Annotated in this window: 11 protein-coding genes and 1 pseudogene; 3 read left to right on the top strand and 9 right to left on the bottom strand. The window is 32.3% G+C overall.

The window, feature by feature from the left end; genetic code table 11:
• The first annotated feature begins 62 nt into the window (after window positions 1-62).
• Genes guaA through AC3VI6_RS08575 form a run of 3 tightly spaced genes read left to right on the top strand, consistent with a single transcriptional unit; the run spans window position 63 to window position 3,458 of the window.
• Complete coding sequence (gene guaA / locus AC3VI6_RS08585; protein ID WP_497705874.1) at window positions 63-1,598, top strand: glutamine-hydrolyzing GMP synthase; 1,536 nt, start codon at window positions 63-65, stop codon at window positions 1,596-1,598.
• Between the two features lie 35 nt (window positions 1,599-1,633).
• On the top strand, window positions 1,634-2,671 hold the full coding sequence (locus AC3VI6_RS08580; RefSeq protein ID WP_497705873.1) for a LysM peptidoglycan-binding domain-containing protein: 1,038 nt from the start codon (window positions 1,634-1,636) through the stop codon (window positions 2,669-2,671).
• The gene (locus AC3VI6_RS08575) at window positions 2,634-3,458 is read left to right on the top strand and encodes a hypothetical protein (protein WP_497705872.1); all 825 of its coding nucleotides are present in this window, start codon (window positions 2,634-2,636) and stop codon (window positions 3,456-3,458) included. The genes AC3VI6_RS08580 and AC3VI6_RS08575 overlap by 38 nt, the downstream gene beginning before the upstream one ends.
• A 1,872-nt stretch (window positions 3,459-5,330) precedes the next feature.
• Here AC3VI6_RS08575 and rfbB read toward each other — a convergent pair.
• The 9 genes and pseudogenes from rfbB to AC3VI6_RS08530 form a co-directional block, all read right to left on the bottom strand.
• Entirely contained in the window at window positions 5,331-6,377 is a 1,047-nt protein-coding gene (gene rfbB / locus AC3VI6_RS08570; RefSeq protein ID WP_497705871.1) for a dTDP-glucose 4,6-dehydratase, read from the bottom strand.
• A gap of 1 nt (window position 6,378) precedes the next feature.
• A complete protein-coding gene (gene rfbD / locus AC3VI6_RS08565) occupies window positions 6,379-7,251 on the bottom strand; it encodes a dTDP-4-dehydrorhamnose reductase (RefSeq protein ID WP_497705870.1) in 873 nt (290 codons plus the stop codon).
• A gap of 1,253 nt (window positions 7,252-8,504) precedes the next feature.
• Window positions 8,505-9,059: a dTDP-4-dehydrorhamnose 3,5-epimerase gene (gene rfbC, locus AC3VI6_RS08560; RefSeq protein ID WP_497705869.1), complete on the bottom strand. Its 555-nt coding sequence runs from the start codon at window positions 9,057-9,059 to the stop codon at window positions 8,505-8,507.
• Between the two features lie 3 nt (window positions 9,060-9,062).
• A complete protein-coding gene (rfbA, locus tag AC3VI6_RS08555; protein ID WP_497705868.1) occupies window positions 9,063-9,938 on the bottom strand; it encodes a glucose-1-phosphate thymidylyltransferase RfbA in 876 nt (291 codons plus the stop codon).
• Between the two features lie 1,782 nt (window positions 9,939-11,720).
• A pseudogene (galE, locus tag AC3VI6_RS08550) lies at window positions 11,721-12,722 on the bottom strand (UDP-glucose 4-epimerase GalE).
• 27 nt (window positions 12,723-12,749) lie between these two features.
• Window positions 12,750-13,334, bottom strand: coding sequence for a PglD-related sugar-binding protein (locus tag AC3VI6_RS08545; protein WP_497705867.1), 585 nt, complete (start codon window positions 13,332-13,334; stop codon window positions 12,750-12,752).
• 7 nt (window positions 13,335-13,341) lie between these two features.
• Window positions 13,342-14,292 (bottom strand): MraY family glycosyltransferase, encoded by a 951-nt coding sequence (locus AC3VI6_RS08540; protein WP_497705866.1) that lies wholly within the window; start codon window positions 14,290-14,292, stop codon window positions 13,342-13,344.
• 2 nt (window positions 14,293-14,294) lie between these two features.
• A complete protein-coding gene (locus AC3VI6_RS08535; protein WP_497705865.1) occupies window positions 14,295-15,518 on the bottom strand; it encodes a glycosyltransferase family 4 protein in 1,224 nt (407 codons plus the stop codon).
• Window positions 15,519-15,543: 25 nt separating this feature from the next.
• Window positions 15,544-15,942: a MaoC family dehydratase gene (locus AC3VI6_RS08530; RefSeq protein ID WP_497705864.1), complete on the bottom strand. Its 399-nt coding sequence runs from the start codon at window positions 15,940-15,942 to the stop codon at window positions 15,544-15,546.
• Window positions 15,943-16,040: the final 98 nt, after the last annotated feature.

Raw genomic sequence — 16,040 nt, 5'->3', positions numbered from 1 at the left:
AATAGGAAGAATTTCTTGTTAAATATTCTCGCAAATCTAAAATGTAAGTACTATTTTTGCGCATGCAACAACACAACGTACTTATATTAGATTTCGGATCGCAATACACGCAGTTAATTGCGCGCCGCGTAAGAGAATTAAACATCTATTGTGAAATTCACCCTTACAACAAAATACCACAAAATTTAAACGATTTTAAAGCTGTTATCCTTTCTGGAAGTCCGTCATCGGTTCGTTCTGAAGAAGCTCCACATCCAGATTTATCTGAAATTAGAGGTAAAAAACCTTTATTAGCGGTTTGTTATGGAGCACAGTACTTAGCGCATTTTTCTGGCGGATTGGTAGCTCCTTCAAATACTCGTGAGTATGGTAGAGCTAACTTATCTTTCATTAAAGAAGGTGAAGAATTCTTTAAAGGAATTTCTCAAGGAAGTCAAGTTTGGATGAGTCACTCAGACACCATTAAAGAATTACCTACTGGAGGAACCTTATTAGCCAGCACGCACGATGTTGAAAATGCAGCTTATAAGATTGAAGGTGAAACTACCTATGCAATACAATTCCACCCAGAAGTATATCATTCTACTGATGGTAAACAATTATTACAAAACTTTTTAGTTAGTATAGCTGGAGTTGCTCAAACTTGGACACCAGATTCATTTGTAGATGAAACTGTTGCTGAGTTGAAAGCTAAAATAGGCAATGATAAAGTTGTTTTAGGATTATCTGGAGGAGTAGATTCTACCGTAGCTGCTGTTTTATTACACAAGGCTATTGGAAGTAACTTACACTGTATTTTCGTAAACAACGGGTTATTACGTAAAAATGAGTTTACCGACGTATTAAAACAATACGAAGGCATGGGACTAAACGTTAAAGGAGTTGATGCTTCGGCACGCTTTTTGGGCGAGTTAGCTGGATTAAGTGACCCAGAAGCAAAACGTAAAGCTATCGGTAAAGTTTTTATCGATGTTTTTGATGATGAAGCACACCAAATAGAAGATGCAAAATGGTTAGCACAAGGAACAATATATCCTGATGTAATTGAATCAGTTTCTGTAAACGGTGAACCATCAGCAACCATTAAGAGTCACCATAACGTAGGTGGTTTACCAGATTTCATGAAGTTGAAAGTAGTAGAGCCTTTACGTATGATTTTTAAAGACGAAGTTCGTCGTGTAGGTGCATCTATGGGAATTGACCCAGAATTATTAGGTCGTCACCCTTTCCCAGGTCCTGGTTTAGCTATCAGAATCTTAGGAGACATCACTGCAGAAAAAGTTCGTATTTTGCAAGAAGTCGATGCAGTGTTCATCAACGGATTAAAAGAAAGCGGACTGTACGATAAAGTATGGCAAGCAGGTGCTATTTTATTACCAGTAAACTCAGTTGGAGTGATGGGTGATGAAAGAACCTATGAAAAGGTAGTTGCGTTAAGAGCAGTTGAAAGTACCGACGGTATGACCGCTGATTGGGTAAATTTACCTTATGAGTTTTTACAAAAAACGTCGAATAAAATAATAAATAATGTAAAAGGTGTGAATAGAGTTGTGTATGACATCAGTTCTAAACCACCAGCAACAATTGAATGGGAATAACCCCCTTCAATTAATTTAAAATAAAAAAAGAGTAGATGAAGAAATTACAGTTTTTACTATTAGTTTGTATTTTAACTTTTACCGTTTCTTGCGGACAGCAAAAACGTTATGTATCGTATAAAGTTCAAGAAGGCGAAACGATGCGCGACATTGCTGATCGTTTGGACATGAAAACAAAAGATTTATTACGTTTAAATCCTGATGTTAGCAGACGTCCAGAAGCAAATACGGTAATTGTAATTCCAAATCCTAAGCTTAAAAATAGTACTTCTACATCTACTCCTTCTTCAGAAGAAGAACCAACCACTATTGAAACTATTGAAGATTCAATTTCTGAACCTGAAGAAAATGATACTGTTTATCAACAAACCATTATTGAGTACGAAACTCATGAGGTACAAAAAGGTGAAACCGTATACCGAATCACCAAACAGTATGGAATTACCAAAGACGACTTACTTAAATACAACCCTGAATACACCAATATTGAAAGTAACAATTTGAGTATTGGTCAAGTATTAAAAGTCAGAGAAATTAAAAAAACGATTACTATTGACAAAGAAGAGGTTTTAGCAAAATTTTTAACCCACACGGTTAAAAGCAAAGAAACCATGTATAGTTTAACACGTTTTTACAATGTTTCAAAAGAAGATATTTTACGTTTAAATCCTGAATATCCTGATTTAGCAGATAACAAACTATCAATTGGGCAATTATTAAAAATAAAACCTATTGAAGAAGTAAACGAAGCTGAAAATTATACTTTTTACAAAGACTTTATCGAAGAAGATACTTCTATCAACTTAGCTATCTTACTTCCTTTTAGAGCAGATGAGTATGTAGAAAAATCAAGTAAAGATATTTTTGAAAAAAATCAATTAGCAAATATGGTAACCGATTTTTATATGGGTGCAGAAATCGCTATTGATTCTATCAAAAAACAAGGAGTAAATGTACATGTTAATGTTTTTGACACTGGTAACAGAGGAAATAACATTGAGGCTATTCTAAATGAAAATAAATTAGAAAATACAGATGTGGTTATTGGTCACTTTTTACTCAGACAAAGCTGAAGTTGTTGCTAAAGGAGTGAATGTTCCTGTAATTTTCCCTCATTATTCTAATAATCAAGAAAAATTTTCTTCTTCTAAATTAGTAAAAACAGCTCCTGAAAAAAACAGGTATGCAGACTATTTAATTTCTTATTTAAAGGACAGTTATAAAGATCAAGAAATTTTTGTTGTTGGTGATGATAAAAACGAATCTAATCGTTTGGTTTCAAAAATTGTTTCTGAATTAAAACAACATGACAGCATCAACAACATTCATATTTTAAAGCCTGAAAAAGGATATATCAAAAGAGAACGTTTTACAAAAAAAATGTCTTCAAAAAGACATAATTGGGTAATCATTGCTTCTGAAGATAATGTTGTAGTTGCTGACGCTTTAAATAGTATGATTGGCTTACCTGATGAAGTTAATGTTCAAGTATTTTCTCCAAACAAAGGAAGTGCTTATTACAGAATTGACAACAATAAACTAGCAAACATTAACTTTACCTATGTTTCGGATACTTATACTGATGAAGAAGCTATAGAGACTAAAACTTTTACCGAAAAATATTTACAAGCTAATAATACGATTCCTTCTGATTATGCTATTAAAGGGTTTGATATTACTTACGATATCTTAATGCGTTTAGCTTCTGGTGAAGATCTTGACACTACCTTTAAAAAGGGAGCTTCTTTACGTGTAGAAAATAAATTCGACTATCGTAAAAAAGTATTTGGAAGCAGTAGCAATAATGGTTTGTTTGTTGTGAAATACAATAAAGATCTTAGTTTAAGTAGGTTGAGATAAACTAAAAAATACAGTAAATAAAAAGCCGAAACTAAGTTAGTTTCGGCTTTTTATTTACTATTTAAACAGATTCCTTCTCGCGAAATATTAGAATTGCAATGACGTACTTTTTTTATGCTGTTCATTTTTTCCATTGATGAAAAAACGAACCAAAAAAATCTAGACTTAGTTTCCTTTTTTTGAATTCTACGTTGTATTTCGTATTCGAATTCAGACCGTAAACTCTTTGGATTCTCTTGTACTCCTTAACCTTGAATTCTATTAAAATGAAAATAGGTCGGGGTTGTTTTTGACGGTTATATATGATGAGATCCTGAAATCTTCCGAAATTTCGGAACAGCATGACGTACCCTTTTTTTCATTAGCCTTCGACTACGCTCAGGGTGCTGCGTTCAGTATCAGTTTGTGGTAACGGTCTTTTCTTTTTATTCCCCTCATTCATTTTTTGCTTGTCCAAAAAACGAATCAAAAAAAGACACTTTTTCAATAGGAATTTCTGCTGCGCAGAACCGTACGCAAAACTTCGCGGCGTTTCACGCCTGAATCTCGAAGCTTTTGCGTACTATTCTTATGAAAAAGAGGTTCCTCGTTTTAATCTAAATATCAAACAAAGCGTCATTTCGAACTAAGTGGTAACGAATGTGAGAAACCGCTAGGTTTAGCGCAGCTAAATCTTATTAAATGGAATCACTACAACTTTAAGGTTTAGCTACGTTTAACACAAAGATTTCTCCCTACGGTCGAAATGACGGGTTTTCTTTTATGCTATTCATTTTTTCCATTGATGAAAAAACGAACCAAAAAAATCTAGACTTACGAACCTTTACCTAAATTTTTTGCTCGTTCTCTAAATTTTAGGAACTCGCCTTTAAAAAATAGTACTTTGAATAATATTTCGTTTAGGCTCAAACAGCCTAAAATTTTACGGGAACTTCACTTTAAATTTTACGATAAATTTTCGGTAGGTCGGGTGATTCTTTAAATCTCGAAGCTTTTGAGAACTATTCTTTGAAAAAGAGGTTTTTTCTTGAATTCTACTAAAATGAAAATAGGTCGGGGTTGAGATTTAATTCCGTTGAACCTAAAGATTTAGCTACGCTGAACCTAAAGGTTTCTCCTTACAGTCGAAATGACGTGGTTTTCTTTTATGCTGTTCATTTTTTCCATTGATGAAAAAACGAACCAAAAAAATCTAGACTTACGAACCTTTATCTAAATTTTTTGCTCGTTCTCTAAATTTTAGGAACTCGCCTTTAAAAAGTAGTACTTTGAATAAAATTTTGTTTAGGCTCAAACAGCCTAAAATTTTACGGGAACTTCACTTCAAATTTTACGATAAATCTTCGGTAGGTCGGATAATTCTTTGAATCTTGAAGTTTTTGAGTAGTATTCTTTGAAAAAGAGAAGTTTTTGTTCTTAATGTCTAAATTGATACGTCATGCTGTTCCGAAATTTCGGAAGATTTCAGCATCGCACAATGACTCAAATAATGAAGACATCTCGATACTCCCGAGGCGTCGGGATTCCTCCTTATAGTCCGGAAAATCACTCGATGTGACATTCTTTTATGCTGTTCATTTTTTCCATTGATGAAAAAACGAACCAAAAAAATCTAGACTTAGTTTCCTTTTTTTGAATTCTACGTTGTATTCCGTATTCGAATCCAGACCGTAAACTCTTTGGATTCTCTTGTACTCCATAACCTTGAATTCTACTAAAATGAAAATAAGTCGGAGTTGTTTTTGACGGTTCTATATGATGAGATCCTGAAATCTTCCGAAATTTCGGAACAGGATGACCTATCCTTTTTTTTGATTATCCTTCGACAGGCTCGATTTGACAAAAAGTGTTTTTTTTACAATAGCTTAGTTACTACTCATACATTTGTTGGTAGTACTTTTGATACTCTCCGCTAGTAACATGTTGCACCCAGTCTTCATTTTCTAAATACCATTTTACCGTTTTCTCAATTCCCTCTTCAAACTGTAAAGAAGGTTCCCATCCTAATTCATTTTTTAATTTTGAAGAATCTATAGCGTAACGGTAATCGTGTCCAGCTCTATCTGTTACATAAGTAATTAACTTTTCAGAAGTACCTTCTTCTCTCCCAAGAAGCTTATCTACTGTTTTTATTAATACCCTAATTAAATCTATATTCTTCCACTCATTGAATCCACCTATATTATAAGTATCTCCTAATTTTCCTTTATGAAAAATAACATCAATTGCTCTTGCGTGATCATTTACAAACAGCCAATCTCTCACATTATCTCCTTTACCATACACAGGTAAAGGCTTGTTATTACAAATATTATTGATAAATAACGGAATTAACTTTTCGGGAAATTGGTATGAACCATAATTATTTGAACAATTAGAAATCACAACAGGCAAACCGTAGGTATCGTAAAAAGCTCTTACAAAATGATCTGACGAAGCCTTTGACGCTGAATAAGGAGAATGTGGATCGTACGCTGTAGTTTCTAAAAAGAAACCTTCATCACCTAAAGAACCATACACCTCATCTGTAGATACATGATAAAATAACTTGTTTTCAAAATTGCCTCCCCAATAATTTTTAGCTGCCTGTAATAAGCTCAATGTTCCCATTACATTTGTTCTTGCAAATGAGAAAGGATCTTTTATCGAACGATCTACATGCGATTCAGCCGCTAAGTGAATTACTGCATCTATCTTGTGCTTTGAAAAAATACTAGCTACTGTATCATAATCACAAATATCAGCCTTAACAAACGTATAATTCGGTTTCCCTTCAATATCTTTTAAATTCTCTAAATTTCCTGCATACGTAAGAAGGTCTAAATTGATGATATTATATTCAGGGTAGTTGTTAACAAATAGCCTAACCACATGCGACCCTATAAAGCCTGCTCCTCCTGTAACTACTATGTTTTTCATACTATTTTTCATTTTGAATCTTCAATATGCATTCTTTTAAAGAATCTCTCCAGTAAGGTATTTCTATGGTAAAATCATTTTTTATTTTCTGTTTATTCAATACTGAATAATGGGGTCGTTTAGCTAACGTTTTGTAATCTTTAGACTCTATTGGTTTTACTGAACATGATATGTTTCCAAACTCCATAATTGCTTTTGCAAAATCATACCACGAAGCAACACCTTCATTTGAAAAATGATATATTTTTGAATCTCTATCTATTTTTCGATCTAAAGTAATAAGTTGTAAACATACTTTCGCTAAATCTCTAGCATAGGTTGGAGTACCTATTTGATCATAAACAACATTTAGTGATTCCTTTTCTTTCCCTAACCTCATCATCGTTTTTACAAAATTATTTCCGTAGGCAGAATACACCCATGACGTTCTAATTATGAGAGCTTCAATAGATGAAGACTCTACAATCTCTTCTCCTCTTCTCTTTGTAGAACCATACACCCCTAAAGGGGCTATATTATCTTCTTCTTTATAGGGTAAAAAACTTTCACCATTAAACACATAATCGGTAGAAATATGAATTAATTTTCCTCCTCTGCTTTTTATTGAGTTAACTAAGTTTTCAACTCCAAAAACATTTACCTTTTCAGCCTCTTCTAAGTCTTCTTCTGCTTTATCTACCGCCGTATACCCTGCGCAATTGATAACTCCATTAATCTTGTTTTTTTCTATATAATCATCAACAAAAGCAGCACTGGTAATATCTAAGCCTTTTGAATCTTCAAAGAAGAAATTAAAACCCTCATAGTTTAATGATAATTCTTTGATCTCTGAACCTAATTGTCCATTAGCTCCTGTAACTAATATATTCTTCATGAATGTTTCCTATGTAAATCCAAAGTTACAAATAACCTAAACTTTATGGGATTTTCTGTCGAAAATTATTTGTGTATGGTTTGTTGAGTATTGAGGGATTAATATTGAGTATTGAGAGTTAAAACGGCTGTATAATAAAATTCATTGTTTTTTAACTCATCGATTCACAGATTGCTTCTCTCGAAGTATTGGGATCGCAATGACGGGTTTTCTTTTATGTTGTGCTTTTTTTCCATCGATGAAAAACAAACTTTTCTCTTCATCCCCATTCATTTTTTGCTTGTCCAAAAAACGAATCAAAAAAGGACACTTTTTCAATAGGAATTTCTGCTGCGCAGAACCGTACGCAAAACTTCGCGGCGTTTCACGCCTGAATCTCGAAGCTTTTGCGTACTATTCTTATGAAAAAGAGGTTTTTTCTTGAATTCTACTAAAATGAAAATAGGTCGGGGGGTGAGATTTAGCTACGCTGAACCTAAAGGTTTCTCCTTACAGTCGAAATGACGTGGTTTTCTTTTATGCTGTTCATTTTTTCCATTGATGAAAAAACGAACCAAAAAAATCTAGACTTACGAACCTTTATCTAAATTTTTTGCTCGTTCTCTAAATTTTAGGAACTCGCCTTTAAAAAGTAGTACTTTGAATAAAATTTCATTTAGGCTCAAACAACCTAAAATTTTACGGGAACTTCACTTCAAATTTTACGATAAATCTTCGGTTTGTCGGGTCGTTCTTTAAATCTCGAAGCTTTTGAGTACTATTCTTATGAAAAAGAGGTTATTATTCTTGAATTCTACTAAAATGAAAATAGGTCGGGGTTGAGATTTAATTCCGTTGAACCTAAAGATTTAACTACGCTGAACCTAAAGGTTTCTCCTTACAGTCGAAATGACGTGGTTTTCTTTTATACTGTTCATTTTTTCCATTGATGAAAAAACGAACCAAAAAAATCTAGACTTACGAACCTTTATCTAAATTTTTTGCTCGTTCTCTAAATTTTAGGAACTCGCCTTTAAAAAGTAGTACTTTGAATAAAATTTCATTTAGGCTCAAACAGCCTAAAATTTTACGGGAACTTCACTTCAAATTTTACGATAAATCTTCGGTAGGTCGGGTGATTCTTTAAGTCTCGAAGCTTTTGAGTACTATTCTTATGAAAAAGAGGTTTTTTCTTGAATTCTACTAAAACGAAAAATAGGTCGGGTGATTCTTTGAATCTCGAAGCTTTTGATAACTACTAAACAGGGTAATGGTTAGTACACAAATGGAGTTACTAATTCTTTAAAAGTTGGGAGTTGTTGGTCTTTTGAAGAGAAAATTACGTCTTCGGGATTAATTTCCCAATCGATGTTCAATGTGGGATCGTTCCATATAATTCCAGCATCGTATTCAGGAGCATACCAATTATCCACCTTATACGCAAAAATGGCTTCTTCAGATAAAGTTACAAATCCGTGTGCAAACCCTCTCGGAATAAACAGTTGTTTTTTGTTTTCTTCGGATAATTCTACAGCTATGTGTTTTCCGTAACTAGGTGAGTGCTTTCTTACATCTACTACTACATCCAACACTTTTCCTTGAATACAACGCACCAACTTTGCTTGGGCGTAAGGTGGTTTTTGAAAATGTAACCCTCGTAAAGCCCCAAAAGTTGATTTTGACTCATTGTCTTGAACAAAATTTATCTCTCCTATATTTTCTTCAAACTCTTTTTGATTGAAAGATTCGAAAAAATATCCTCTATGATCTCCAAAAACTTTTGGTTCAATAATGATAACTTCAGGAATAGCTGTTTTTGTAAAAATCATCCTTTATTCTTTTGCTAAGTTTAACAAATACTGTCCGTAACTATTTTTCTGCAAAGGTTCAGCCAGTTTTTTAACTTGTTGTTTGTTTATATATCCCATATATAAAGCTATTTCTTCAAGACATGCCACCTTTAAACCTTGACGTTTCTCTATTGTTTCAATAAACTGACTAGCTTCTAATAAAGAATCATGTGTTCCCGTATCTAACCACGCAAAACCACGTCCCATTAATTCAACTTTTAACTGTTCGTTTTCTAAATAATGTTGATTTACAGATGTGATTTCCAACTCTCCTCTGTTTGATGGTTTTACATTTTTCGCTACTTGAATCACATCATTTGGATAAAAATACAGTCCAACCACCGCATAATTCGATTTCGGATTTTCTGGTTTTTCAACAATCGAAATTGCATTTCCGTTTGAATCAAAATCTACCACTCCATAGCGTTCAGGATCTTTTACATTATAGCCAAAAATAGTGGCTTTATTTTCTTCTTTTATATTATCAATTGCAGATTGTAACATTTCAGGCAAACCGTGGCCATAAAAAATATTATCACCTAAGATGAGGCATACATCCTCATTCCCTATAAATTCTTCACCAATGATAAATGCTTGCGCCAATCCATCAGGAGAAGGTTGTTCTGCATAACTTAAGTTTATTCCTAAATCATTACCATCTCCTAATAATTTTTGAAAACTTGGTACGTCATCTGGGGTAGAAATAATCAATATTTCTCGAATACCTGCCAACATCAATACTGATAGTGGATAATAAATCATAGGTTTATCATATACTGGAAGTAACTGTTTAGAGACTCCTTTAGTAATAGGATATAATCTTGTTCCTGATCCTCCTGCTAGTATAATGCCTTTCATGTAGTACAATTTTGATTTATTTGCTTACTATAAAACAACTTAATTCTTAGTATTTTTCCTATACAACTGTTCTCGATACTATTCCGATTTATTATCGGAATCACTCGAACTGACACTTGTTCTTTTCAAACACTACCAATAAAAAATAGGTTTAATTTATACAAATGGTATTGCTAAAGTATAGAAAAAATAAACTATTAGGGGTTTTGAGCTTCTCAATTTTTAGTTTTTAGTGAGGGATTCAAACAAAGTGATGAAGAATTTCAAAATCTTTAGTTCGATATAAAATTTGCTACGATTAACCTAAAGGTTTCTCCCTACTGTGGAAATGACGTGGTCTTCTTTTATGCTGTTCATTTTTTCCATTGATGAAAAACAAACTTTTCTCTTCATCCCCATTCATTTTTTGCTTGTCCAAAAAACGAATCAAAAAAGGACACTTTTTCAATAGGAATTTCTGCCGAGCAGAACCGTACGCAAAACTTCGCGGCGTTTCACGCCTGAATCTCGAAGCTTTTGCCTCCTATTCTTTGAAAAAGAGGTTTCTCGTTTGAATCGAAATAATGAACAAAACATCATTTCGAACTAAGTGATAACGAATGTGAGAAACCGCTAGGTTCAGCGCAGCTAAATCTTATCAAATGGAATCTCTTACAACTTTAAGATTTAACTACGTTTAACACAAAAATTTCTCCTTGCGGTCGAAATAACAAACAAAACGTCTTTTCGAATATGAGTGGTTACGAATGTGAGAAATCTTATTAAAAGGAGTAACTCATAACCTTAGGATTTAGCTACACAGAACCTAAAGATTTCTCCCTGCGGTCGAAATGATGTGATTTTCTTTTATACTGTTCATTTTTTCCATTGATGAAAAAACGAACCAAAAAAATCTAGACGTATTTTCCTTTTTTTGAATTCTACGTTGTATTCCGTATTCGAAACCAGACCGTAAACTCTTTGGATTCTCTTGTACTCCATAACCTTGAATTCTACTAAAATGAAAATAGGTCGGAATTTATTTTCTACGCTCTTATCTTAAAATTGTATTACTACCATTTTGATTACCCTTCGACTACGCTCAGGGTACAGCGTTCAGTATCAGTTTATGGTAACGGTCTTTTCTTTTTATTCCCTCATTCATTTTTTGCTTGTCCAAAAAACGAATCAAAAAAGGACACTTTTTCAATAGGAATTTCTGCTACGCAGAACCGTACACAAAACTTCGCGGTGTTTCACACCTGAATCTCGAAGCTTTTGAGTACTATTCTTATGAAAAAGAAGTTATTATTCTTGGATTCTACTAAATGAAAATAGGTCGGGGTTGTTTTTGACGGTTCTATATGATGAGATCCTGAAATCTTCCGAAATTTCGGAACAGGATGACGTACCCTTTCTTTTTGATTACCCTTCGACTACGCTCAGGGTGCTGCGTTCAGTATCAGTTTGTGGTAACGGTCTTTTCTTTTTATTCCTCATTCATTTTTTGCTTGTCCAAAAAACGAATCAAAAAAGGACACTTTTTCAATAGGAATTTCTGCTACGCAGAACCGTACGCAAAACTTCGCGGCGTTTCACGCCTGAATCTCGAAGCTTTTGCATCCTATTCTTTGAAAAAGAAATTTTCTCCTTGCATTCGAAATAACAAACAAAATGTCATTTCGAACATGAGTGGTAACGAATGTGAGAAATCTTATTAAGAGGAGTAACTCATAACCTAAAGATTTAACTACACTAAACCTAAAGATTTCTCCCTACGGTCGAAATGACAAGTTTCTCTTATTATTTCTGTTTTTGTTGCCACTTCCAAGCTGAAAATAAGGCTTCTTCTAATGTTTCTTGGGGTTTCCAGTCTAATACCTTATTGGCTTTTGTAGTATCTGCATAGGCAGCTGTAATGTCTCCTTCTCTTCTATCAGTTATTTTATAATTCAACAATTGTTGCGTTACAGTTTCGAAGGTTTTTATGATTTCCATTACAGAGCTTCCTTTTCCTGTTCCTACATTGAAAAATTCGAAATTTTCTTCATTCTCTTTATTCAACAAGCGTTCCAAAGCTTTTACATGCGCTTTTGCTAAATCAACTACATGGATATAATCACGAATTGCAGTACCATCTGGGGTTGGATAATCATCTCCAAAAACTGCTAGTTCTTCTCTGATTCCTGCCGCTGTTTGTGTGATAAATGGAATTAAATTTTGTGGTACTCCTAATGGTAACTCTCCAATTTTAATTTACTCATGCTCTCCTGTCGGATTAAAGTATCGTAAAGCTATGGCATTCATGTCATACGCTTTACAACTATCTTTTATAATTTCTTCTCCTATCTGTTTGGTATTTCCATAAGGAGACTCTGCTGGTTTAATAGGTGCTTCTTCTGTAATTGGTAACTCATCTGCTTGTCCATATACAGTACACGATGAACTGAAGATAAAATGATCTATATTTCGATCTTTCATTTCTTGTAACAGATATACTAAGGCATTGATATTATTTTCATAATAATCCAACGGTTTTTGCACACTCTCTCCTACCGCTTTAAAAGCTGCAAAGTGTATCACTCCATCAATTATATTCTCATTAAAAAAGCTACTTACAACTTCTTTATCTCGTAAATCTATCTGGTGAAAGTCTGGTTTAACATTGGTAATCTCAGTAATTTGCTCTAATACTTCAATTTTAGAATTCGATAAGTCGTCAATAATTACTACTTCAAAGCCTGCACTTTGTAGTTCTACCACTACGTGTGAACCGATAAAACCTAAACCTCCTGTTACTAGTATTTTTTTTCATTCTGTACGTATTAAACCTTATTTAGAAAAAACTGTTCCTGCTTTAATAAAACCATTATCTTCAATAATAACTGGCTGATCAATTTTTGTTCCATTACCTATATATACTTTTTTTCCAATTGTAGCTCCTGCCGAAATTGACACTACAGGCATAATCATACTATACTTTCCTATTTTAGTATCATGCGATATAATAGAAGCTGTATTTATGTATACAAAATCTCCAACACTAATATTTGTAGTTAAAACAGAATTAGCTCCAATTACAATTCCTTTTCCTAAACTTATTGTATTCTCTGAATAAATTTCTACTGTTGGATGCAAAATAGTTGGAAAACTTATGTTCTGATTCTCTATTCTGTTTATTATTCTTTCTTTTATATTTGGATTTCCTACCCCTATAACAATCGCTAAATCTTCGTTAATTTGATTTATCGAATCTATATTTCCAATTATAGGCAAACCATTTATCAAATCATCATGAAAGTTATCATCAAAAAAACCTATAATATCCCAGTGCTTTTTTTTCCTATTAATACTCTCTAGAATTCCTAAAACTTCTCTCCCCAGTCCTCCCGAACCTACTATTGCAATTTTTCTCATTATGCTATTATTTTATTTTTTCTACACTTTTAAACATAAAATAATAGGAAACTGCTAATATTAGTGAAACTAATACGATTATTAAGTATTGATAAGAAATTTTTAAGTCATAAGTATAATACACTATAGTGTTAATTATCATTTGTATTAACACATAAATTGTTGAAACCTTTAAATGTGATAAATTTAAGGTATGCACCATTTTTTGATAGATATGGAGCCTATGCGCTTGAGTTAAACTTTCCCCTATCGATTTTCTATATATTATAGTTAATATTGTATCTGCTCCATAAACAGCTACTAAAAGAATAATTACTGGAGCCTTTAGCTCTTTTATAAAGTAAACCCCTATAAAAAATAGTAATACTGCTATAGAGATACTTCCAATATCACCTGCAAACATTCTTGCTTTTTTCCGAAAATTATAGAATCCAAAAACAACTAGAGACATTAAACTATAAACAATTAAATTATTATCAATTATATTTTCTTTACTATTTATAAGTAAAATTCCTAATAAACTTACAATACTATACAGTCCCGTTATCCCGTTAATTCCATCCATGAAATTATATATGTTAATAAACCCTACTCCAACAATTAACAATGGAATTAAAACTAACAAATCATTTGGAGAATACCCTATTTGATACAAACATAAAACTATTGCCAAAAACTGAAAAGGTAATCTAAAGCTAGAACTTAGTGTAATTATATCATCTACAAAACTTACAATAGCAATTAATGAAACTCCTAGTACAAAGTAAGGGTACTGAAATCCTGAACTAACAAAAAAAATAAGTATTGCTAAAAAAAATAAAATACCTCCGCCCCTAATTGTTGGTGAGGTGTGTGAGCTTCTGTGGTTTGGTTTATCTATAATATTTAATTTATCTGCTAACTTTAAATAAATAACAGAAAAAACAATTAACACTAATGAAAGTAAGATATAACTCATAATTAAAAACTTTCAAAAATTTTTATGAATTTTTCAGCTAATAATTCATAAGTAAAATTTTCCTTTAAATATTTTTTCCCTTTTTCTCCCATTATTTTTAACTCTTTATCATCCATTGTAGAGAATTTTTTAATGGTATTTTTTAGCTCTGTTACATCTTCTGCAGGAATTAGCTTTCCGCAACCTGAAAGATCAACAACACTTTTGTGGTGGGGTGCTGATATCAATATTGGTTTTTCAGCATACATATAATCAAAAGACTTATTAGCTGATATACCATAAGAATATAGAGATAAGTTTTTAGAACTAAAATATAATAAATCGCATTTCTCTAAAAAAGATAAAACTTGATTTTTTGGAACTCTATCTAAAAAGAAAATATTATTAGCTCCTTGTGATAACTTAATAAGGTTATTTCTTTCATCTCCATTACCTAATATATATAATACTACATTATCATCTTGAATTTCATTAACCGCCTGTATAATATGCTCCATAGCGTTTGCCTTCCCTAAAGAACCAGCATAACCTATTATAAATTTATCTTTTGGGATTACTTTTGTCATTGAAACAGGCAACTCTTCATAATATGATTCTTCTTTTAATTGATAGCCATTAGAAATCCATGAATATTTAAAATCTTTATGCTTTAAAACCTTCTCAATATGTTTATCACAATCTGATAATAAAGAAACTATATAGTCTGCTCTTTTATACCCTATTTTTTCTACCCAAGCTAAAAAGCGAATCATAATATTTTTTTCAGAAAAATTACCAATTTCAATTAATGATAAAGGCCAAATATCTCTAATTTCTAATACAAACCTAACTTTTTTAAATCTTTTTTTAAAATAAAAAACTACGTTTAAAATAGGAAGTAAAGAATTAGATGAAACTATAATAATATCGGGTTTTGGAAGTTTACGAGATGGTATAAAAAACAATAAGAAACAAAAGATCAACCAACTAAGTACTCTAGAAAAACCCTGAGTACTTTTATAAGTATTTCCTTTTATTAAAAGAGTTCGAATATCTCCCTCCAAAAGTTTAAAAATTCCAGAAAATTTATTCTCTCTATACGGTACGTGGGAAAAAGATGATGTAATAAGAGTTACATCATAACCTTTCTTAATAAATTCTTCAGCCAAAAAAGAGTGTCTATGTTCATCTCCATTAAGCTCTGGAGTACACAAATATTGATTAATTAACCATATATTTTTCTTCATATTCTCAAACTCTACCTACTTAAAACTATTTATAAAGAATTTTCGCATCTCCATTAACCACAATCTCTCCTTGATTATTTTTCACATAAGTAGACAATGTGTAAATACTTTTTTTATAGTCAATTTTTATTACCTCAACAAACGCAGTAATCGTATCTCCAATTTTAACAGGCTTTAAAAATTTAATATTTTGTTCTAAGTATATACTTCCTGTACCTGGTAAATACATTCCGATAACAGTCGAAATAAAGCTCGCCGTTAACATACCATGAGCCACTCTATCTTTAAATATTGATTCTTTTGCCTTGATTTTATCAACATGTACTGGATTAAAGTCTCCAGTAATTCCGGCAAATGACAAAACATCATATTCTGTTAATGTCTTAGAGAATGATGCTATTTGGTTAATTTTTATATCTTTCATTATATTTTTTTTAAAAATTTCCTTTGCTTTATAAATGTTTTAAGATCAGTTGCTGGGTTACCAGCCACTACTTGTTTTTCTTCCACATCCTTTGTAAC

Source organism: Tenacibaculum sp. TB-56 (assembly GCF_059716275.2).
The sequence above is the reverse complement of the archived record's forward strand: the minus strand, read 5'-3'. Positions and strand labels throughout refer to the sequence as shown.

Bases quoted from the DNA above. Each gene is read 5' to 3' on its own strand.
- AC3VI6_RS08580 (WP_497705873.1), top strand. From the start codon at position 1,634: ATGAAGAAATTACAGTTTTTACTATTAGTTTGTATTTTAACTTTTACC.
- guaA (WP_497705874.1), top strand. From the start codon at position 63: ATGCAACAACACAACGTACTTATATTAGATTTCGGATCGCAATACACG.
- AC3VI6_RS08535 (WP_497705865.1), bottom strand. From the start codon at position 15,518: ATGAAGAAAAATATATGGTTAATTAATCAATATTTGTGTACTCCAGAG.
- AC3VI6_RS08530 (WP_497705864.1), bottom strand. From the start codon at position 15,942: ATGAAAGATATAAAAATTAACCAAATAGCATCATTCTCTAAGACATTA.
- AC3VI6_RS08540 (WP_497705866.1), bottom strand. From the start codon at position 14,292: ATGAGTTATATCTTACTTTCATTAGTGTTAATTGTTTTTTCTGTTATT.
- rfbA (WP_497705868.1), bottom strand. From the start codon at position 9,938: ATGAAAGGCATTATACTAGCAGGAGGATCAGGAACAAGATTATATCCT.
- rfbD (WP_497705870.1), bottom strand. From the start codon at position 7,251: ATGAAGAATATATTAGTTACAGGAGCTAATGGACAATTAGGTTCAGAG.
- rfbB (WP_497705871.1), bottom strand. From the start codon at position 6,377: ATGAAAAACATAGTAGTTACAGGAGGAGCAGGCTTTATAGGGTCGCAT.
- AC3VI6_RS08575 (WP_497705872.1), top strand. From the start codon at position 2,634: ATGTGGTTATTGGTCACTTTTTACTCAGACAAAGCTGAAGTTGTTGCT.
- rfbC (WP_497705869.1), bottom strand. From the start codon at position 9,059: ATGATTTTTACAAAAACAGCTATTCCTGAAGTTATCATTATTGAACCA.
- AC3VI6_RS08545 (WP_497705867.1), bottom strand. From the start codon at position 13,334: ATGAGAAAAATTGCAATAGTAGGTTCGGGAGGACTGGGGAGAGAAGTT.